Annotated in this window: 24 protein-coding genes; 9 read left to right on the forward strand and 15 right to left on the reverse strand. The window is 48.3% G+C overall.

The window, feature by feature from the left end:
* Positions 1–13 precede the first annotated feature (13 nt).
* A complete protein-coding gene (mnmD, locus tag KDN34_RS02305) occupies positions 14–724 on the forward strand; it encodes a tRNA (5-methylaminomethyl-2-thiouridine)(34)-methyltransferase MnmD (RefSeq protein ID WP_212595333.1) in 711 nt (236 codons plus the stop codon).
* Positions 725–1263: 539 nt separating this feature from the next.
* Here the strand turns inward: mnmD and KDN34_RS02310 are convergent.
* Positions 1264–1476 carry a transposase gene (locus tag KDN34_RS02310; RefSeq protein WP_212595334.1) on the reverse strand — a complete coding sequence of 71 codons (213 nt, stop codon included), beginning with the start codon at positions 1474–1476 and terminating at the stop codon, positions 1264–1266.
* 478 nt (positions 1477–1954) lie between these two features.
* On the opposite strand from KDN34_RS02310, the gene KDN34_RS02315 reads away from it, so the two are divergent.
* Positions 1955–2623 carry an OmpA family protein gene (locus KDN34_RS02315; RefSeq protein ID WP_212595335.1) on the forward strand — a complete coding sequence of 223 codons (669 nt, stop codon included), beginning with the start codon at positions 1955–1957 and terminating at the stop codon, positions 2621–2623.
* A gap of 76 nt (positions 2624–2699) precedes the next feature.
* Here the strand turns inward: KDN34_RS02315 and mgtE are convergent, their stop codons facing one another.
* The 12 genes from mgtE to KDN34_RS02375 form a co-directional block, all read right to left on the reverse strand.
* Positions 2700–4064, reverse strand: a complete 1365-nt coding sequence (gene mgtE / locus KDN34_RS02320) for a magnesium transporter (RefSeq protein ID WP_212595336.1) — start codon at positions 4062–4064, stop codon at positions 2700–2702.
* Positions 4065–4136: 72 nt separating this feature from the next.
* Positions 4137–4412, reverse strand: a complete 276-nt coding sequence (locus tag KDN34_RS02325; RefSeq protein WP_212595337.1) for an HPr family phosphocarrier protein — start codon at positions 4410–4412, stop codon at positions 4137–4139.
* Positions 4399–5253: an RNase adapter RapZ gene (rapZ, locus tag KDN34_RS02330; protein ID WP_212595338.1), complete on the reverse strand. Its 855-nt coding sequence runs from the start codon at positions 5251–5253 to the stop codon at positions 4399–4401. The genes KDN34_RS02325 and rapZ overlap by 14 nt, the downstream gene beginning before the upstream one ends.
* The gene (gene ptsN / locus KDN34_RS02335; RefSeq protein WP_212596493.1) at positions 5250–5693 is read right to left on the reverse strand and encodes a PTS IIA-like nitrogen regulatory protein PtsN; all 444 of its coding nucleotides are present in this window, start codon (positions 5691–5693) and stop codon (positions 5250–5252) included. Before ptsN ends, rapZ begins: the two co-directional genes overlap by 4 nt.
* A complete protein-coding gene (gene hpf / locus KDN34_RS02340) occupies positions 5693–5983 on the reverse strand; it encodes a ribosome hibernation promoting factor (protein WP_212595339.1) in 291 nt (96 codons plus the stop codon). Before hpf ends, ptsN begins: the two co-directional genes overlap by 1 nt.
* A 29-nt stretch (positions 5984–6012) precedes the next feature.
* The gene (locus KDN34_RS02345; protein WP_212595340.1) at positions 6013–7479 is read right to left on the reverse strand and encodes an RNA polymerase factor sigma-54; all 1467 of its coding nucleotides are present in this window, start codon (positions 7477–7479) and stop codon (positions 6013–6015) included.
* 92 nt (positions 7480–7571) lie between these two features.
* Positions 7572–8300 (reverse strand): LPS export ABC transporter ATP-binding protein, encoded by a 729-nt coding sequence (gene lptB / locus KDN34_RS02350; protein WP_212595341.1) that lies wholly within the window; start codon positions 8298–8300, stop codon positions 7572–7574.
* Positions 8297–8830 (reverse strand): lipopolysaccharide transport periplasmic protein LptA, encoded by a 534-nt coding sequence (gene lptA, locus KDN34_RS02355; RefSeq protein ID WP_212595342.1) that lies wholly within the window; start codon positions 8828–8830, stop codon positions 8297–8299. Before lptA ends, lptB begins: the two co-directional genes overlap by 4 nt.
* Entirely contained in the window at positions 8817–9377 is a 561-nt protein-coding gene (gene lptC, locus KDN34_RS02360) for an LPS export ABC transporter periplasmic protein LptC (protein ID WP_212595343.1), read from the reverse strand. Before lptC ends, lptA begins: the two co-directional genes overlap by 14 nt.
* A complete protein-coding gene (gene kdsC, locus KDN34_RS02365) occupies positions 9374–9925 on the reverse strand; it encodes a 3-deoxy-manno-octulosonate-8-phosphatase KdsC (protein ID WP_212595344.1) in 552 nt (183 codons plus the stop codon). Before kdsC ends, lptC begins: the two co-directional genes overlap by 4 nt.
* Complete coding sequence (locus KDN34_RS02370) at positions 9925–10902, reverse strand: KpsF/GutQ family sugar-phosphate isomerase (protein WP_212595345.1); 978 nt, start codon at positions 10900–10902, stop codon at positions 9925–9927. The genes kdsC and KDN34_RS02370 overlap by 1 nt, the downstream gene beginning before the upstream one ends.
* A 40-nt stretch (positions 10903–10942) precedes the next feature.
* Positions 10943–11899, reverse strand: a complete 957-nt coding sequence (locus KDN34_RS02375; protein WP_212595346.1) for a calcium/sodium antiporter — start codon at positions 11897–11899, stop codon at positions 10943–10945.
* 328 nt (positions 11900–12227) lie between these two features.
* Here KDN34_RS02375 and mlaF point away from each other — a divergent pair, with 328 nt between their 5' ends.
* The 7 genes from mlaF to murA are packed head-to-tail and all read left to right on the forward strand — an operon-like array spanning position 12228 to position 16817.
* A complete protein-coding gene (mlaF, locus tag KDN34_RS02380) occupies positions 12228–13040 on the forward strand; it encodes a phospholipid ABC transporter ATP-binding protein MlaF (protein WP_212595347.1) in 813 nt (270 codons plus the stop codon).
* Positions 13027–13812 carry a lipid asymmetry maintenance ABC transporter permease subunit MlaE gene (mlaE, locus tag KDN34_RS02385; RefSeq protein ID WP_212595348.1) on the forward strand — a complete coding sequence of 262 codons (786 nt, stop codon included), beginning with the start codon at positions 13027–13029 and terminating at the stop codon, positions 13810–13812. The genes mlaF and mlaE overlap by 14 nt, the downstream gene beginning before the upstream one ends.
* A 32-nt stretch (positions 13813–13844) precedes the next feature.
* Complete coding sequence (gene mlaD / locus KDN34_RS02390) at positions 13845–14321, forward strand: outer membrane lipid asymmetry maintenance protein MlaD (RefSeq protein ID WP_212595349.1); 477 nt, start codon at positions 13845–13847, stop codon at positions 14319–14321.
* A gap of 10 nt (positions 14322–14331) precedes the next feature.
* Positions 14332–14991: a phospholipid-binding protein MlaC gene (gene mlaC, locus KDN34_RS02395; protein WP_212595350.1), complete on the forward strand. Its 660-nt coding sequence runs from the start codon at positions 14332–14334 to the stop codon at positions 14989–14991.
* The gene (locus tag KDN34_RS02400) at positions 14988–15263 is read left to right on the forward strand and encodes an STAS domain-containing protein (protein WP_212595351.1); all 276 of its coding nucleotides are present in this window, start codon (positions 14988–14990) and stop codon (positions 15261–15263) included. The genes mlaC and KDN34_RS02400 overlap by 4 nt, the downstream gene beginning before the upstream one ends.
* A gap of 27 nt (positions 15264–15290) precedes the next feature.
* Positions 15291–15548, forward strand: a complete 258-nt coding sequence (locus tag KDN34_RS02405; RefSeq protein ID WP_212595352.1) for a BolA family protein — start codon at positions 15291–15293, stop codon at positions 15546–15548.
* Positions 15549–15557: 9 nt separating this feature from the next.
* Positions 15558–16817, forward strand: a complete 1260-nt coding sequence (gene murA, locus KDN34_RS02410) for a UDP-N-acetylglucosamine 1-carboxyvinyltransferase (RefSeq protein WP_212595353.1) — start codon at positions 15558–15560, stop codon at positions 16815–16817.
* Between the two features lie 58 nt (positions 16818–16875).
* Here murA and KDN34_RS02415 read toward each other — a convergent pair whose 3' ends face one another.
* The gene (locus KDN34_RS02415) at positions 16876–17829 is read right to left on the reverse strand and encodes a sensor domain-containing diguanylate cyclase (protein WP_212595354.1); all 954 of its coding nucleotides are present in this window, start codon (positions 17827–17829) and stop codon (positions 16876–16878) included.
* Positions 17830–17841: 12 nt separating this feature from the next.
* Entirely contained in the window at positions 17842–18843 is a 1002-nt protein-coding gene (locus KDN34_RS02420; protein WP_212595355.1) for a response regulator, read from the reverse strand.
* Positions 18844–18919: the final 76 nt, after the last annotated feature.

The raw sequence follows: 18919 nt of genomic DNA on the forward strand, positions 1-18919 counted from the left end.
TTTACAAGTGTTTATGATGGAACAGGTGACACTGCAAGTGACTGATGATGGGTCACATACCTTATTTAATGCCTCGTTAAATGAAACTTATCACTCCCATAAAGGGGCAATTGCCGAGTCGCGTTATGTATTTATCGGTGCAGGCTTTGACGAAATTATCAATACCTTTAATGCGCTCGCAATTTTTGAAGTGGGGTTCGGCACAGGTCTGAACGCATTGTTGACCCTTGGGCACTTTCAACAAGTAAACCAACAGCGTCAAATGCAACATCTGCCGCTATTAACGGTGCGATATATCAGTATTGAACCCTATCCGTTAACTCGTGAACTCATCAGCTCGCTCAATTACAAGCAATTGCTCACGCCCGAATATTCACCTTTGTTTGACGCCTTGCATGACTGTCCATGGGAACAGGCAACGGAGTTAGTTCCTGGGTTTTTGCTAACCAAATGTCGTCGCAGATTAGAACAAGTTTCTCTTCCAGAACAGCAGGTTAATCTCATTTATTTCGATGCTTTTGCGCCTAATAAGCAGCCGGAGGTTTGGCAGTCTGAAAATTTGGGAAAATGCTATGGGATGCTACAACCAGGAGGATTACTGGTTTCATACTGTGCAAATGGTCAATTTAAGCGAGATTTAAAAGCAGTAGGGTTTAACGTTAAGGCCTACCCAGGTGCCTTGGGAAAAAGAGAAATGACCCGTGCCTGGAAACCAGCTGTTTGATGTGTGAATGCTGACAAATAAAAACGCACGTGCAGAAGATGGCTATGGCCGCGGAAGAGTCCCTTCAGGGCGGTTGGAATCGTCATTACGACGATTCCAACCAGAATAAAAATGACAGAGATAATCGTTAAAAATTTTCAGTTTGTATGTTTATTATTGGAACTTCCATCGTTGGGGGCGATAGTTGAACCTTAACTTCTTAACTCTGCCGAAACTGTATTTATCGAAGGTGGCAAACCTATGATAAACAGCACTGCAACAGTGCAAATAAAAGACGACATGAGTGAACCTAGAATTAGCGCTTTCTTATTGTTTTTGCACATTTCTATCGTTGGGGGCGATAACAAATATTGTTCAGCCCACTCAGGTCGAAACCTTGGCAAACTGCATCCGTGCGCTGCCGCCAATCATTTCTAACGATTGGCTTTGAATAAAAATGACAAGAGTGAACCTAGAAAAGCGCAAAATTTGGGGAGCACACTTTTTCTATCGTTGGGGGCGATAACTGTTACTAGTTCAGTTCAAACTTGTCGAAATCGTTAATTAAAATATTTAGCTTTTAGCTGCGACATCATGGAGGTAATGCCATACATCCAGCTTGCGTGCGCCTCAGAGGTTTGTTCACTCTGACGTACCCACAAGTACAAAGTTTTAGTAGGAAGGCCATACTGACGCGCAACATCGAACAGTAAGCGCCCATGATGGGTGACTTCGATGACTGCTTGATGCCGAACGGTATCTGTCATTTCCATCTTCATCTCCTAACTTTGTTATGTCGTTTAGCTCTAAAACTTGTTATTCCATATCCCATTGGCTAACGCCCAGATGTTGGTAGCGTTGCCAATGTTCGCGACAGCTTCGGAAAAAGTGAGAAAAGATTTTCATCGTTTACCTCCTACTGCACCGGAATACTACTTTCGATATATGTAAGAACTGTGCCAATTTTTTTAAATATTTTTTTATTAATAAAAACAATTAATTATATTTAATCAGTAAAATTTCGAAAATTTACCTTAGTTCCAACGATGTGCGTGTTGCACTTGTTTGGTGCAGATAAACCCGCTGATAATTTTTTTAATGAATCGGTGGTTAAGACCGCGGTAACTGAATCCATTCTGAATAATTCGTAATTAGTGCGACTACTCATTCTTCAATTATTTGTCTTGGCCGGGGATGGCTATATACTGAAACGCAAAGCAATTCACGGTGAGACGAAAAGGAGACCCCACCATGAACAAGTATTTGAAGCCTATAACTGCTGCTTCATTAGTGGTGTTTTTGGCAGCCGGTTGTACCACTGTCAATCCTTACACAAATGAACAGCAAACCTCTAAAGCCGGTACCGGTGCATTGATTGGTGCGGCGGCAGGTGCGATTGTTGGTGTTGCCACTTCAAGTAAGAGTGACCGTGGTAAAGGTGCTTTAATCGGCGCCGCTTCTGGTGCCGCAGTCGGTGGCGGTATTGGTTACTATATGGATGTTCAGGAGGCAAAACTGCGTCAGCAGCTTTCTGCTTCCGGCGTCAGTGTCACTCGCTCAGGTGATAACATCATCTTGAATATGCCGAATGAAATCACTTTCCAGGTGGATAAGACCGACCTGAGTGGTGGTGCGATGCAAGTGCTTGATAGCGTCGCTTTAGTCGCAAAAGAGTATCCCAAAACCCAGCTGAATGTCATCGGTTACACCGACAGCACTGGTTCCGAATCTTATAACTTAAGGCTGTCTCAGGTGCGAGCTGCTTCTGTTGGTAATTATCTGATCCAGAAAGGCGTATCCGGCCAGCGTGTGGTTACTCAGGGCTTAGGTGAGAGTAATCCCATCGCCAGTAATAGCACTGCGCAAGGACGAGCACAAAATCGCCGGGTGGAGATAGTGTTGAGCCCATTAGCACAATAAGATTGGTTGCATCATCAAGGCCACCTTTGTGTGGCCTTTTTGTTCGATAATCTTCTTACCTGCATTGGCTCGTCTGTCAATGTCCGAGAAATAAGGTAGCCAACCCCAGAAAGGCAAATAGGCCCACCACGTCTGTCACTGTGGTTAACACCATACCGCCAGCAAGTGCCGGGTCAATATGCAGCTTTTTCAATAAAATGGGGATAACTGCGCCAGCAAGGCCGGCGGCGGTGAGATTTACCAACATGGCTCCCGCGATGAGCAAGCCAAGTGTCACATCGTGTTTCCACAGCCAGACAGCAATAAAGATCAGTCCGGCCCACAACAACCCATTCAGTACCCCTATCAATAACTCTTTGACTATCAGCCAGCGAGTGTTGCGTTGTCCCAAATGCCCCAGTGCAATTCCGCGAATCACCAACACCAGCGTCTGATTGCCCGCGACGCCTCCCATACTCGGCACAATGGTCATCAAAATCGCGACGGTGGCAAATTTTTCCAAGGTGCCTTCAAATAGATTAGATACTGAAGCGGCGAGTAATGCAGTTAACAGATTGAGGCTTAGCCATAGAGAACGTCTTCCGGCACTTTTTAACACTGGGCCAAAGGTATCCTCTGCGTCATCCATCCCCGCCATCCCCATCAGCGAATGCTCGGCATCCTCACGGATCACATCCACCACATCATCAATGGTGATGCGGCCTAATAATTTGCCTTTATCATCCACAACAGGAGCTGACAGCCAATCATGACGTTCAAAGAGCTTGGCGACTTCACTATCCGTCATGGTGACTGGAATGGATTCCAGTTGCCGATTCATAATGCTGATAATTCCGGTGCTCGATGAATAGGTAAGTAGCTGGGCCAAGGTGACGCCACCTAACAAGCAATCTTGGTGATCCACTACATAGAGGGTATCTGTGGCTTTGGGTAATTCCCCCCGCTGGCGCAGGTAACGCAACACCACATCGATGTTGACGTCTGGTCTGATGGTCACCGTATCGGTATTCATCAGACTTCCAGCGGTATCATCCGGATAAGAAAGTGCTTGTTCAACGCGAGTGCGATCCTGGACACTCATCGATTGTAACACCTGACGATACAAGCTATCGGGCAGGCTACGTAGGACATACGCCAGATCGTCGGTATCCATGCCGGCGGTGACTTTAGCCAGATGGGTTGGACTCATCAGGCTGATCAGTTGATCCTTCATGTCTTCGCCCAACTCTTCAAGGATCTCGCCACTATGAGCGTGGTCAACTAATTGCCATAGGATTTGACGGGTCTTCGGTGGGGATGATTCCAGAATGTGGGCGATATCGGCTGGGGCCATGTGGTGCAACATTTCGCGCACATGAACAAATAAGCCACTGTCTAGTGCCTGGTTCAGGTGTTCAAGATGATCAATCGCAGTTTGTTGGGCCTGGGTTTCTGCTGGCATCCTTTTCCCTTAAGCATTTGTAGTAACGGGAAATTAAGCTAGCTTACAATGGGAAATATCAGAAAGGAACTACTAACTGGCTTCGTCAAAGCGAGAGTTGATCAAGTTACAAATAGCCTCCATTGCCGGTTCAGCATCGGGACCATCAACAATCAGACGAATCGTTTTCCCCATGCCCGTTTCCAGCATGAGCAATCCCAGCACGCTCGCCGCTGATGCTTGTTTTTGTCCCTGAACTAAAAGGATGTTGGCATCAAACTCGTTTGCCAGTACCGCCAATTTGGTCGCGGCCCGTGCATGTAACCCGAGCTTGTTCTGTATGGTGACTTCGCGCTCAATTCTTGGCATGCGCTAAATCCCGGTGATGAGCCTGCACTTTATGTTTACTGTTGCTGAAGCGTTTAGCCAGTTGTTCAGCAACGTACACTGAACGATGTTGGCCACCAGTGCAACCGATAGCAACGGTCAGATAGCTACGGTTATTGCGCTCCAAGTGCGGCAGCCAGGTATCGAGCAGGTTCTCGATCTGCCAGATGAATTTATTCACCAGTGGCTGACGGTTGAGAAACTCACGTACTGGTTCGTCAAGCCCAGTTAACGGTCTTAACTGCGGCTCCCAATGAGGATTAGGTAGAAAGCGCGCATCAAAGATGAAATCAGCTTCTGCGGGGAGACCGTGCTTAAAGCCAAACGACTCAAAGTTAATCACCAGCTCCTTGGTCACTGTCCCCAGCAAAATTTCGCGTACGGTGTCACTCAGCTCATAGATATTCATGTTAGAGGTATCTATGTAGTGATCCATTAGCTGCGACATCGGCGCGAGTAGTTTGCCTTCCTGCTCAATCGCATCTTTAAGGGAGATTTTGCTCTTGGATAACGGATGTAGACGTCGGGTTTCACTGTAACGTTTAAGCAGCACCTTATCGGATGCGTTTAAAAAGAAACTGATGACTTCAGTGCCTTGTGGCAGATTTTGTATCTGACTTTCCAGGACTTTTTCCTGGTTAGGCATGTTGCGCACATCGACGCTAATCGCGACCAGTTCGTTACTGCCGCGCAGATTGTCTAACAGACTGCCAATCATGGGGAGTGGCAGGTTATCAACGCAGTAATAGCCCAAGTCTTCCAGCACTCGTAACGCTACAGATTTTCCTGAGCCTGAGCGGCCTGAGACAATGGCCAATTTCATCCGGTGATCACCTGATACAGTTCTTCTTTGGTGGTGGCTTTCCGCAGTTGCTTGAGTATCAGCTTATCACTGAGTTTCTCGGCCATCGCCGACAAAGTACTGAGATGCTGCTGACATTGATCGGCGGGCACTACCAACGCAAACAAGATGTCTACCGGTTGATTATCGATAGCGTCAAAGGGGATCGGTTCGTCGCACTTAATCAGCACGGCGATAGGATCTTTAATGTCCGGCAAGCGACCATGGGGAATGGCAATGCCATTCCCGATACCGGTACTTCCCATTTTCTCTCTGACCAGCAGACTTTCGAAAATGGCTTGGGACGACAGGTTTGGATACTGGGCTGCTGCGAGTTCGCTGATGAGCTCCAATACCTTTTTCTTGCTGCCGGGTGTGGCACATGCGGTACACTCCGGCCGCAGGATGGTACTAAGTTCCATCATGAGTATTTTGTCAGCTTTTCTTTGTATTTAATGACCTGACGATCCAATTTATCAATTAGAGCGTCGATGGCAGCGTACATATCGGTGTGTTCTGCGGTGCCGTGCACCTCTCCACCATTCAGATGTAGCTTGGCTTCGACTCGTTGTATTGCTTTCTCAACATTGAGTACGACGTGCACATTATTGATCTGTTCGAAATGGCGTTCAAGTTTTGCAAATTTACTCTCCACATAGCTGCGCAACGAGTCGGTGATCTCAATATGATGGCCTGCCAGGTTGATTTGCATAGGGTGTCCTCCATAGGGGTACTGTGGAATTACAAACTCTTACGCTGATTCGATGGTGGGATCATCATGGCTTCGCGGTATTTGGCGATGGTTCGGCGTGCCACGTTAATTCCCTGCTCAGCCAGCAACTGTGCCATTTTGCTGTCGCTGAGCGGCTTTTTCTGGTTCTCCGCGGCCACCAGTTTTTTGATAAAGGCGCGGATTGCCGTCGATGAACATTCGCCACCGTCTTCAGTACCGACGTGGCTGGAAAAGAAATATTTTAGCTCAAATATACCGCGTGGCGTATGCATGTATTTCTGCGTTGTCACTCGGGAAATTGTCGATTCGTGCATATCAACGGCTTCGGCAATATCATTGAGCACCATCGGTTTCATGGCTTCTTCGCCATATTCAAAGAATCCCTGCTGAAACTGTACAATGCAGTTAGCCACCTTTAGTAGTGTTTCATTGCGGCTTTCCAGACTCTTGATAAACCATTTGGCTTCTTGCAGGTGTCCGCGGATAAACTGGCTGTCGGATTGGCTCCGCGCACTGCGGGCCATAGCGGCATATTGCTGATTAATACTGAGTTTGGGCATGCAGTCTGGGTTGAGTTCTACCACCCAGCGACCATTTTTCTTCCACACGCTGACATCTGGGATCACGTACTCGTCATCCTGAGGCTGCACTAATAGTCCGGGACGTGGATTAAGCGATTGGATCAAACTAATCGCGTCACGCAGATCTTCTTCTCTCAAACGGGTCTTGCGCATCAGTGTGCGATAATCTTTGGCAGCGATCAGGTCAAGATGCTGTTCCAGCAGCATAATGGCGTTTTCGAGATGCGGGGTGTCATCACTATATTGCGACAGCTGGATCAGCAAACATTCACGCAGATCCCGTGCAGCGACACCGACAGGATCGAAGTGTTGGATGCGTTTCAATACCGCTTCTACTTCTTCTAGCTCGATTTCCGGATTGCCCATAGCATCCAGAATATCCTCCGTGGTTTGCGTCAGATATCCTTGATCATCAATCGCTTCGATAATTGCAGTGGCGATTGCTGCATCAGTTTCTGAGAACGGTGTCAGGTTCTTCTGCCATTCCAGGTGTTCATGCAAACCTTCAGAAGTTTCTCCCTGAAATGGGGTATCGTCATCACGGATAGGACCACTGGACATAGCCGGAGCGGCAGTAAAAACCTCATCCCAGGTAGTATCCATTGGCAGCTCTTCAGGGAGTGCCTGGCTAGTGAGTGCATCCGAGGTTTCTACCGTCGAACTATCTTCGATATGTTCGCTCGGCTCCGGTGCCTCTAAATTGTTATCGATATCATGATTGCTGTCGGTGCTTTGGTTGTCTTCATTCACTTCCAGCAGCGGGTTTGCTTCTAAGGCTTCTTGAATTTCCTGTTGTAACTCCAGCGACGACAGCTGCAGCAAACGTATTGCCTGCTGCAGTTGAGGTGTCATGGTCAGCTGTTGACCCAGTTTGAGCTGGAGTGACGTTTTCATGTTACCGCTTACCCCTACATCTTATAACTTTATAAAAATTCTAGTAATTACAGACTTTAACGTTTTAAAGCTGTAAGCGCTCCCGGTGTTTACTATAGCTTGAATTGTTCACCCAAGTACACAGCACGGACTTGTTGGTTGTCGAGGATCTCGGCAGGGGTGCCTTCGGCGATCAGTTGTCCGTGGCTGACAATGTATGCATGTTCACAAACATCAAGTGTTTCACGCACGTTATGATCCGTAATCAGCACACCCAGTCCACGTGACCGCAATTGTTCAATAATTTTTTTAATATCAATAACGGAGATGGGGTCTACGCCAGCAAAGGGTTCATCCAACAGAATGAATTTCGGGTCTGCGGCCAAGGCTCTGGCAATCTCTACACGCCGGCGCTCACCTCCCGAAAGTGACATCCCCATGCTGTCGCGAATATGGGTGATGTGAAACTCTTCGAGTAACTGTTCCAGTTGTTCTTCACGGCCATCGCGATCCAGATCTTTTCTGATCTGCAATACTGCCATGATGTTATCGCGAACAGTTAGCTTACGGAAAATACTGGCTTCTTGCGGCAGATAGCCAATACCTTTGCGAGCGCGAAGGTGCATGGGATCCATGGTCAGCTCATCTTGATCGATAAAGATCCGTCCCTTATCGCTCTGGATCAAGCCGACTACCATGTAAAATGTCGTGGTTTTCCCTGCACCATTGGGTCCCAATAATCCCACAATCTGACCTGTTGCAACCGACAGACTGACATCTTTCACGACCATTCTTTTTTTGTAGCTTTTCGCAAGGTTATGGGCGATCAAGGTATTACTCATTGCTGCTCCTGCTGGGGATCCTTTTTGGGTTGCTGCTGGTAGTTGTCAGGCTGGATGACCGTGGTCACACGATCTTCTCCCTGGCCGCTGCTGGAGGCTTGCAACTGCTGGTTTTTAAGGTCATAGACAATTTTTTCTGCAGTGGAAACGCTGCCACCTTGTTCCACCTTTGCTTTACCGATGAGCGTCAGTACGCGTTTATTAATGTTGTAGTGAATTTCATTGGCGCTGGCGTTCGCAATACGGCCATCTTCTAATTTCTGACGAAAGGTGGCCGGTGAACCTTTTGCAATCAATACTCTTTCGCCGTCTTTATCGGAACTGGATGCGTTGACTTCGGCGGCTGTGAGCTTCATTGAACCTTGGGTCACAATCACATGGCCGCTGTACACGACTTGCTTGTTCTTGATATCTGCCGACTGCGCATCCGCGGATATTTCCAGTTGTTGCAGCAGATCTTTATCAACCGCAGCAGCTGAAAGGCTGGTAAGGCACAGCATAGCAGCGAAAATAAGCTTATTTCGTTTCATAGGTTCCTTTTACCTGACTAAGCAGTTTGACCTGCTGAGCATTGAGATCAGCGTATAGCCCCAGACCTGTGATATTGAAGTCCTGACCATTGATCAGAATATTTTTGTCTGACGTCATAATCATGTTGCTAAGGTTCAGTTCCAGATAACTGGTACTGATAGATTGTATCGGTTCAGTTGGACTGATGGCGTCAATAATAACATCATTTTGCAACACCACCTTGTTGCTGTGTTTATCGAGTTGTCCTTGTAATGCGGTCATGCGCCACTCGGTCTGACCCTTGTCTGGGAATACCCAGTATACCGGATTAGTAAATACTGTCCGGTCATCCTGCTCATAGTGTTCCATGTGCTTAGCTGACACCCGACTGGAGATCATTCCGTTTTGGTCATAGCTGACACTGCGTAAATCGTCTGCTACGTAATCGGGCTGAATCACATCGGTAGACAGCTGGGTGGCTTCCGAATTGCGTTTGTTCTGTACCTGCCAGTACAACACCAGTGCAGCAGTAAAGAACGCGATAATGGCCAAGGTGACTCTGTTCATATACTCATGCCGTGTGCGGATGCAATTTTATCCTGACTCATCAGTAACAGATCTGCCAGTTCACGCAGTGCCCCATAGCCGCCATTGAGATAGGTGACCAGATGCACTAGCTGTCTGACCCGAGGATGCCCGTCAGCAACACATACGCTGAGGCCTACCTGTTGCATTACCGGCAGATCCACCATGTCATCCCCAATATAGGCCACCTGTTGTGGTGGTAGTTGATAATGTTGCAGCAGCCAGTTGAATGGCTCCAATTTATTATCAACGCCCTGAAATATATGAGGGATCCCTAGCGCCGTCATACGGTCTTCAACAATTTGTGATTTACGTCCAGTAATCACCGCGACTTGAATCCCGGCGTTGAGCAACGCTTTTACGCCATAACCGTCACGAGTGTGGAACGCTTTGAGTTCTTCACCATGGTTTCCAAGATAGATGCGGCCATCCGAAAAGACGCCATCAACGTCACAAATCAGTAGTCGTATCTGCTTGGCTAACTGCCAAATCTCATCGGCAACGGGTCCGTAAAAGCTGTCTTGCGCCATTAAATGACCCCCGCGTTGACTAAATCCAGCATATTCAGCGCCCCTATCGGATGATTTTCGGCATCGACGACAATCAAGCCATTAATGCTGCGGTCATCCATCACCTTAAGGGCTTCTGCTGCAAGAATATTAGCTTTAATTGTAATGCAGTTACGGGTCATCACATCCGCAATCCGGGTCTGACGTAAATTGACTTCTGCGTCGATTACTCTGCGCAAATCCCCATCAGTAAAGATACCTACTAGCTTGTTGTCTCCGTCAATTACCGCGGTCATTCCCAAGCCTTTTTTGGAGATTTCATAAAGGGCGTCAGTAATGCAGATATCATGATGTACCAGCGGAATGTCATGACCTTTGTGCATGACATTATCGACTTTCAACAATAGTTTACGACCTAAGGCACCCCCTGGATGAGACAGCGCAAAATCATCCTTGGTGAACCCTTTCGCTTGCAGCAGCGCAATAGCCAGTGCATCGCCCATGACTAAGGTCGCGGTAGTGCTGGACGTGGGGGCTAATCCTAATGGACAGGCTTCCTCCGGCACTTTAATACACAGGTGCAGTTGTGCCAGTTTGGCCATGGTGGATTCCGGGTTACCCGTCATGGTGATAACCGGAATGCCTTGTCGCTTGATGACTGGCATCAGGGTAAGAATTTCATTGGATTCACCGGAGTTGGAAATGGCGAGCACAATGTCGTTGTGGCTGATGACACCAAGATCGCCGTGGCTGGCTTCACCCGGATGCACAAAAAAAGCGGGCGTACCGGTACTGGCCAGCGTCGCTGAAATCTTGTTCCCTACATGGCCGGATTTTCCCATCCCCATCACGATCACTTTGCCACTGCAGTGGTAAATCATCTCGCAAGCCTGGGCAAATTCTTCAGAATCAACGTATTGATACAGGTTATCTAAGGCTTGTTTTTCGATATCAATGACTTTGCGTCCCCAATGACGCAACTGACTTGCATCTGTCATATCTTTCTCTCTTGTTTCTGTTCAACACTCAACGCGGAGGCTAGAACAGGCTAATCTGATAGCATACAAAGCTGGTAAGCAAGGCGACGCCGTGCCACCTTTTCAATTCGCGCTGCTTTTTGCTGCTCAACAGGATCAATAAGGCCAGTGCTGTGCTGGTACCTAACACCATATAAACATCCCGGCTGGCGGCTGAGGCATCTATTTCTCCGGGCGCAATTAATCCAGAAATAGCCAGCACTGCAAGGATGTTGAACAGGTTTGAACCTACGATATTGCCAATAGCCAGGTCGTCCTCTTGGCGCAGCACACCCATGATACAGGCGGCTAACTCCGGCAAACTTGTGCCAACCGCGATAATTGTGAGACCAATCACCAGATCTGACATGCCAAAATACTTGGCGATACCGACCGCACCTTCGACCATCCAGTTAGCTGCCAGTGGCAATAATATGATGCCGACCGCAATCCAGCACAAGGCTTTCCAAGTGGCGACATCTTTCGGAATATCGCTGTCGGCGTCATCCGCCAACACCTCCAGTTCTCTGTGAGCGAAAGCATGCCAGATAAGGTAGCCCATCACTGTCAGAAACAGCAGCACCAGTATTGTCCCTTCTGTACGGGTTAATTGCCGATCGGCAAGGCAGTAACCCGCAAACAGGGTGGCAATCAACATCAGGGGAATTTCCCGAAACAGTGTCTGAGAACTGACACGAATTGCGCCAAATAATGCGGTAATCCCCAAGATTAGCGAAATATTTGCAACATTAGATCCCAGAACATTGCCTATTGCGGTGTCTGGTCGCGCGGATAATGATGCCGTTGCCGCCACAAACATTTCTGGTGCGGAACTCCCCATGGCAACAATCGTCAAACCAATTAATAACGAGGGAAGCCCAAGGTTTCGAGCCAAAGCACTTGAACCATAAACAAATTTATCAGCGCTCCAGACTAAAAACAGCAGTCCAGCCAACAGTAAAAAAATATTGAATAGCATTGAACAATCGTTTTTCCCTGAACCTAGCGCTGCATTGTCGCTGTATTTGCTGGAAATTGAAAGGGCGCCTCTTCCACTGGGGCTGCCAGTTGTGTGCCGTAACTCTATTGCGTACAATTTATCGCTGATTATATAAGGCCTCTGGTTCACAGAAGGCTGTTCAGTAACGGTTCAGATTGGCGTGACTAACATGATTGGAGTGTTTCCAAGATGCAAAACATCGATGTTGGCAATCTGAGAACGTTCCGGTAACTCAGGGTTACGTCTGTGACGGGATAAGCGGCAAATCCCACTCATAAAACAGGAATTTTTAGAACTGGAAGCAAACATGAGCCAAACCCAGACTGCGTTGGTCGAAGTCAAGAACCTCTGTTTCAGCAGGGGCTCCCGGGTGCTCTACGATAAGATCAATCTGAGCATCCCCAAAGGCAAGGTAACCGCCATAATGGGCCCCAGTGGTATCGGCAAAACGACATTGCTGAAGCTGATTGGTGGTCAGCTTACTCCTGATAGCGGTGAAGTACTGTTTGAAGGGAAAAACATCCATAAACTCTCACGTCATGAGCTGTTCGATGTGCGTAAGCGTATGAGCATGCTGTTTCAAAGTGGTGCCTTGTTCACTGACATGAACGTATTCGACAACACCGCTTTTGCACTGCGTGAACATTCTGGTCTGCCAGAAGCGATTATTCGCCGTATCGTCCTGATGAAGCTTGAGGCGGTCGGGCTACGCGGTGCCGCATCCTTGATGCCCAGCGAACTTTCCGGCGGGATGCAACGACGTGCTGCACTCGCCAGAGCGATTGCAATGGAACCGGAAATGGTGATGTACGATGAACCGTTTGCGGGACAAGATCCCATCTCGATGGGCGTGCTGGTGAAACTGATCCGCGAGTTGTCTGATGCCTTATCCCTGACTTCGGTTGTGGTGTCTCACGATGTCGGTGAAGTCCTGAGTATTGCCGACTATGCCTACGTCATCGCGGATAAACGGATTATTGCTGAAGGGTCGCCGGAAGCGTTACGGCAGGCTGACAATCCGCAATTACGGCAGTTTATCGATGGTGCGCCGGATGGTCCTGTACCATTCCATTATCCCGCCATGGATTATCAGAAGGAGTTACTGGGTGCGTCTGACTGATTCTATTGCCGATCTCGGACATGATGCTCTGGGATTGATTTCCGGCTTAGGTAAAGCCGGATTGTTGCTGTGGGGGTCGTTGGTACAGTTACCTCGACCCAAAAAAGGGACACCGTTACTGGTCAAACAGATTTATGTTGTTGGCGTGCAGTCGATGGTGATCATCCTAGTTTCCGGTTTGTTCATCGGCATGGTATTGGCGCTGCAGGGCTATACCATTTTAGTGGATTTCGGCACGGAACAAAGCCTGGGGCCTTTAGTTGCCTTGAGTCTGTTGCGTGAACTTGGCCCCGTGGTTACCGCTTTATTGTTTGCGGGTAGGGCCGGTTCGGCATTAACCGCTGAACTGGGGTTGATGAAAAGCACTGAACAGCTGTCGAGTCTGGAAATGATGGCAGTAGATCCTCTGTGTCAGATTATAGCGCCGCGGTTTTGGGCTGGTTTTATCAGCATGCCGCTGCTGGCGTTGATGTTTACGGCGGTGGGGATCTATGGCGGTTATCTGGTAGGCGTTGAGTGGAAGGGTATTGATAACGGTGCCTTCTGGTCGATTCTGCAAGCTGCGGTTGAGTGGCGCCAAGATATTGTGAATTGTCTGATTAAAAGCTTTGTATTTTCCTGGGTAGTGACCTGGATAGCGTTATATCGTGGTTACCATCTGGTGCCCAACCCGGAAGGGATTAGCCGGGCCACCACTCAGACTGTGGTGCAATCAAGCTTAGCGGTACTGGCTCTGGACTTTTTGCTGACAGCACTGATGTTTGGCAATTAATGGATAATAGCGTTTAACTTTGGTAACTGATTATGTTGACAAGAAAAATTGAATTCTTGGTAGGTATGTTTCTCGTAGCGGGGATGGCGGCATTTCTGGTGCTGGTATATAAGGTCGCCAACGTAGAGGTGCGTACTTCTAGTGACACATACACTTTGACAGCCGTGTTCAGCAACGTCGGCGGTTTGAAGGTGCGTTCTCCGGTGAAAGTTGGCGGGGTAGTTGTTGGCCGTGTCAGCGGTATTTCTTTGGATCCAAAGAAAATGGAGCCAGTCGTTACGCTGACAATGGACAAGCAATACGATAATTTCCCGGAAACCAGCAGTTTATCAGTGCTGACTTCGGGGCTATTAGGAGAACAATATCTCGGGCTGACCCCAGGTTTTGTTGATGATGATGTGTCCATTCTGAAGGATGGGGATCGTATTGATGATACCCATTCGGCAATGGTGTTAGAGGATCTTATCGGCCAGTTCTTGTATAGCGCTGGTTCCAAGGATAAGAAATAAGGAGTCTTTTATGTTGAAGAAATTAATGGGTGTAATGGCAGCAGTGTGTATGCTGTTGCCGGTAGTCGTTCACGCACAAACTGCTGCAAAAGACTATAAAGATCCTTATGCCATGATTAAGGAAGTGGCAGATCAGACTTTTGCACGTTTTCATCAGGAGCAGGACAAAATTCAAGCCAATCCTGACTACCTGAAAACCATCGTCACTGAAGAGTTGATGCCTTATGTTGACTCTCGTTATGCTGCATACAAGGTGTTAGGCCCGTATCTGCAGGACACCACCAAAGAGCAGCGTGACGATTTTGTCGCGGCATTTGAAGGTTATCTGGTGACCACGTATGCCCAGGCATTTACCGCTTACACTGATCAGAAAGTTGAATTTGCCCCAGCCAGTGATTTTTCCGGTGAGCGCATGGTCGCAGTCGATGTGCAGATCGTCGATCATGACCGTCCACCTATCAAACTGGAATTCAAGGTTCGTCGTTTGAAAGATGATACCTGGAAAGCCTTCGATATGGTGGCAGAAGGCGTTAGCCTCCTGAATTCTAAACAGTCAGAAGTGACCTCCATGGTGCGTGAGAAAGGCATTGATGCCGTCATTACAATGTTGCAGGAAAAAGCCAATATACATATCGACTTTAGTGCACCTAAAGGTAAGGATGCTCTGTGATAGAATTCAAGCAACAGGGTGATTGTTGTCAGGTACTGGGTCGACTGAGTCAGGAAGACGTCAAGCAGTTGTGGTCACAGAGGAAAACTCTGGTGGCCACAGGCACCCGGACACTGGAGTTAAGCGGGCTGGAATATAGCGACACCGCCGGTGTCGCCTTCCTGATGGAGTTGCTTAGCCAACATCCATCGGAGTTGCAGCTGGTGGCACCATCAACCCAAGTGAAACGTTTGATAGACCTGTATGATTTACAGGATTTTTTTAATGAGTAATCAACGCCTGACAAGGTATATTCGCTGATGGATACACAAGAGATCGAAACTGTTTTGCGCGAAGCGCTGAGTCTGACCGAAGTTTATGTGACGGTGGAAGGGACTCATTTCAAAATTGTTGCCGTAGGCGATTGCTTTGATGGTATGAGTAAAATCAAGCAGCAACAGGCGATTTATGCGCCACTGATGGATCGTATTACCAGTGGTGAAATGCACGCCCTCAGTATTAAGACTTTTACTCCTGCACAGTGGCAGCGTGAAAAGATCTTCAACATGCCAGTGTAGAGAAGTAACGTGGATAAATTAACTATTCAGGCAAGTGGCCCACTTGCCGGTAATGTCGTGATCTCCGGATCTAAAAATGCGGCATTGCCAATCTTAATGGCCGGTGTGCTCACCGCTGACCCAGTGGTTTTGTCAAATGTCCCCAATCTGCGAGACGTCACCACTAGCTGCAAATTGATGCGTTGCCTCGGTGCCGAGGTGTCAGATCCGCAAAATGGGGTAGTGCAGATCAATGCCGCAAATATCCATGAGTTCTGTGCCCCGTACGATTTGGTGAAAACCATGCGTGCGTCAATTTTGGTGTTAGGTCCGTTGTTGGCACGGTACGGCACTGCCGATGTATCACTTCCTGGTGGCTGTGCCATCGGTGCCCGGCCGGTCAACTTGCATCTGCACGGGTTAGAGCTGATGGGGGCACACATCGAGGTCAAGGAAGGCTACGTCAAAGCTCGTATTGATGGCCGTCTTAAGGGGGCGCATATCTTTATGGACACTGTGAGCGTCGGTGCTACCGAAAACTTGCTGATGGCAGCCTCGCTGGCGGATGGCGAAACCATTATTGAAAATGCGGCCAGAGAGCCAGAAGTTGTTGATCTGGCAAAATGCCTAATAGCCATGGGCGCTCGTATTGAAGGGGCTGGCACCGCGACCATTCGTATTCAAGGCGTGGAAAAACTGCACGGTTGTGATTATCGGGTGATGCCCGATCGTATCGAAACCGGTTCATTTTTGGTCGCTGCAGCGGTGACTCGTGGTCGGATTCGTTGCCTGGACGCTGATCCTGCGTCATTGGAAGCGGTACTGGCTAAATTACAGGAAGCAGGTGCACAGATTACTGTCGGTGATGATTGGATTGAGCTAGATATGAAAGGACAGCGCCCTAAAGCGGTGAACCTGAAAACCATGCCTTACCCAGGATTTCCAACTGACATGCAGGCGCAGTTCTGTGTGTTGAACGCGCTGGCACAAGGTACCGGGACGATTACGGAAACCATTTTTGAAAACCGTTTTATGCATGTGCCGGAGCTGAATCGTATGGGCGCCAGTATGGAACTGGAAGGCAACACTTGTATTATTCATGGTCGGGAGTCGCTTAACGGTGCGCAAGTGATGGCGACTGACCTGCGTGCTTCCGCCAGTCTGGTGATCGCCGGGTTGGTGGCTGAGGGCACTACTGTCGTCGATCGCATTTATCACTTGGATCGTGGTTACGAGCACATCGAAGCGAAATTCAGTGACCTTGGTGGCAATGTGGTACGAGTGTCCTGATATCGCGGCAGACATAAAAAACCGCCAATAGGCGGTTTTTTTATAAGTGACCCGACGGTTACTCGACAATATTAATCTGATCTCTACCTGCCATTTTGGCATTTGCCAGCGCTTCATCCGCAGTATCCAACCAGCGATCATAGCCACTACATTCATCATTGAGCGTAGAAATCCCGATGCTGATGGCAAAGCTGAGGTGGCTGCCATTAAATAATAATGGTGTTTGCTGTAGGCTGAATTGCAGCCTCGCTGCCAGCTGTGATGCCTGCACCGTATCACAATGGTGCAATAGCAAAGCAAAGCTGTTAGCGCCATACCGGCAAGCAACATCGGTGTTGCGTAAATTACGGCTGACAAGATGTGCCAGATGCTGAATTGCACGATCCCCGGCAATATGTCCGTGTTGGTCATTAATCTGCTTCAGATAGTCAATATCCACCATCATCAGCGTTGTCGGCTCCTGGTAACGGCTAAAACGGGCAAATTCCTGTTCCACTAACTGCTGCCAGTGTCGCCGATTAAATAGCTGGGTAAGTTCATCACGTTGTGTTAACTGTTGCAGCTGTTCATTGGCGGCCGTCAGCTGTAATTTATTGATGGCTATATCGGTGACATCATAAATAATCATGCTGATATGACTGGTACCCGTTAATGAGGACAGTGGCAGTAACGTGATGTTTTGGTACATGAATTCCGCACGGCCGGTGATCGGTCGATAGTTGTTGAACTTAAAGATGTAAGGACGCTGTTCCCAGCTGATAAACACATTGTTTTTCAGCAGGAAGACCTGCTCCATTTTCTGTTTCAGCCAGTCCGCTGGCAGTTCAGGAAAGCGCTGAAACAAATTGTTGCCCTTAAGCTCATTGGGCGAGATCCCACTGTGGTTTTCCATAAAGCCGTTCCACAGCTGGATATTGAACTGGCGATCCAATACCACCAGGCCCACTTCTATTGTCTGCACCATGTCAATTAGCCAGTGCAGTTCATTCATCGGATCAGCATCATGGTTCATGGCAGTATCCAGTTAATGCATCAGATAGCCGAGCTTGAAATTCAGTGTCGGCAAAGAGTCTTCAGTAAACAGCAATAACAGATCGCATTGCACGTTATGCCCTTCAATCCGGTAATTAATCTCCATTGCCAGGGTACGTTTCCAGCGGCCGGAATTGTCATGGATCAGGTCGTTCACGGTACAATGGCGACCGAGGACAATCGGATGCGCCTGACTGAAGGTCATATCCAGTTGCTCGGCAATCCCGTTGAGAAAAGCCCCGATCAGCACATTACCGGTATCAATTAATACTTCTATTTCGGTGTTGGCATTATCCGGATTGGACATTCCCATCAGCGACGCCATGTCAGCAAAACTGGAGTCATGAAATATCAGTAGTGCCTCTCCGGCAATACCGGCACCAATGAATCCCTGACACAGTGCCGAGATCTGGGTACTGTTTTCGGTCGCTTTCAGTGCCATAGTAAGTTCGCTGACTTCCAGCACATTCACATTCGGGATCGGCAGTAAAACAAAAACATCGAGTAACTTAGCTAACAGATCGGCAGCACGGCCCATGGCAACGTTGGCCACTTCCTGACAGGCATCGCGCAGATCGACCTCCAGCATCGAGGCTTTGTCAGTGGTCGTGGATGGCTCCAGAGCGAGTGAGAGAATGCCATATTCTTCGAGAATGTTGATAATTGCGTCGGCAGTGACGGGCTTTTGAATGAAATCTAGGGCACCAAGCGCTTTGACACGTTGATGGGCCTGTAACTGAATATCGCCGGAGACCACAATGATCATGGAGGGTAAATCCTGCTGTTGCACCATGCGTAGTACTTCGTAGCCATCCATTACCGGCATATTCAGGTCGAGAAAAACGATCTCGCCCTTACCGGCTCGAATTGCTTCGAGTCCCTCCGCGCCGTTGGCGGCGTAGGAGATTTCCACGTCCCATTCTTTGGGGAGTGTCCGCGCCATTTGCTTGCGTGCCAGCGCTGAATCATCACAAATCAATACCGGAATGGTCATGCCATCGCTCGCTCCATGAACAGGTTGAAAGAAAACAATCGCTTCATTATAGACAGCTCACTCGCCTAGAGTGTGA

Source organism: Shewanella yunxiaonensis (assembly GCF_018223345.1).
GTDB lineage: Bacteria > Pseudomonadota > Gammaproteobacteria > Enterobacterales > Shewanellaceae > Shewanella > Shewanella yunxiaonensis.

Bases quoted from the DNA above. Each gene is read 5' to 3' on its own strand.
- mnmD (WP_212595333.1), top strand. From the start codon at position 14: ATGATGGAACAGGTGACACTGCAAGTGACTGATGATGGGTCACATACC.
- KDN34_RS02310 (WP_212595334.1), bottom strand. From the start codon at position 1,476: ATGGAAATGACAGATACCGTTCGGCATCAAGCAGTCATCGAAGTCACC.
- KDN34_RS02315 (WP_212595335.1), top strand. From the start codon at position 1,955: ATGAACAAGTATTTGAAGCCTATAACTGCTGCTTCATTAGTGGTGTTT.
- mgtE (WP_212595336.1), bottom strand. From the start codon at position 4,064: ATGCCAGCAGAAACCCAGGCCCAACAAACTGCGATTGATCATCTTGAA.
- KDN34_RS02325 (WP_212595337.1), bottom strand. From the start codon at position 4,412: ATGCCAAGAATTGAGCGCGAAGTCACCATACAGAACAAGCTCGGGTTA.
- rapZ (WP_212595338.1), bottom strand. From the start codon at position 5,253: ATGAAATTGGCCATTGTCTCAGGCCGCTCAGGCTCAGGAAAATCTGTA.
- ptsN (WP_212596493.1), bottom strand. From the start codon at position 5,693: ATGGAACTTAGTACCATCCTGCGGCCGGAGTGTACCGCATGTGCCACA.
- hpf (WP_212595339.1), bottom strand. From the start codon at position 5,983: ATGCAAATCAACCTGGCAGGCCATCATATTGAGATCACCGACTCGTTG.
- KDN34_RS02345 (WP_212595340.1), bottom strand. From the start codon at position 7,479: ATGAAAACGTCACTCCAGCTCAAACTGGGTCAACAGCTGACCATGACA.
- lptB (WP_212595341.1), bottom strand. From the start codon at position 8,300: ATGAGTAATACCTTGATCGCCCATAACCTTGCGAAAAGCTACAAAAAA.
- lptA (WP_212595342.1), bottom strand. From the start codon at position 8,830: ATGAAACGAAATAAGCTTATTTTCGCTGCTATGCTGTGCCTTACCAGC.
- lptC (WP_212595343.1), bottom strand. From the start codon at position 9,377: ATGAACAGAGTCACCTTGGCCATTATCGCGTTCTTTACTGCTGCACTG.
- kdsC (WP_212595344.1), bottom strand. From the start codon at position 9,925: ATGGCGCAAGACAGCTTTTACGGACCCGTTGCCGATGAGATTTGGCAG.
- KDN34_RS02370 (WP_212595345.1), bottom strand. From the start codon at position 10,902: ATGACAGATGCAAGTCAGTTGCGTCATTGGGGACGCAAAGTCATTGAT.
- KDN34_RS02375 (WP_212595346.1), bottom strand. From the start codon at position 11,899: ATGCTATTCAATATTTTTTTACTGTTGGCTGGACTGCTGTTTTTAGTC.
- mlaF (WP_212595347.1), top strand. From the start codon at position 12,228: ATGAGCCAAACCCAGACTGCGTTGGTCGAAGTCAAGAACCTCTGTTTC.
- mlaD (WP_212595349.1), top strand. From the start codon at position 13,845: ATGTTGACAAGAAAAATTGAATTCTTGGTAGGTATGTTTCTCGTAGCG.
- mlaC (WP_212595350.1), top strand. From the start codon at position 14,332: ATGTTGAAGAAATTAATGGGTGTAATGGCAGCAGTGTGTATGCTGTTG.
- KDN34_RS02405 (WP_212595352.1), top strand. From the start codon at position 15,291: ATGGATACACAAGAGATCGAAACTGTTTTGCGCGAAGCGCTGAGTCTG.
- KDN34_RS02415 (WP_212595354.1), bottom strand. From the start codon at position 17,829: ATGAACCATGATGCTGATCCGATGAATGAACTGCACTGGCTAATTGAC.
- KDN34_RS02420 (WP_212595355.1), bottom strand. From the start codon at position 18,843: ATGACCATTCCGGTATTGATTTGTGATGATTCAGCGCTGGCACGCAAG.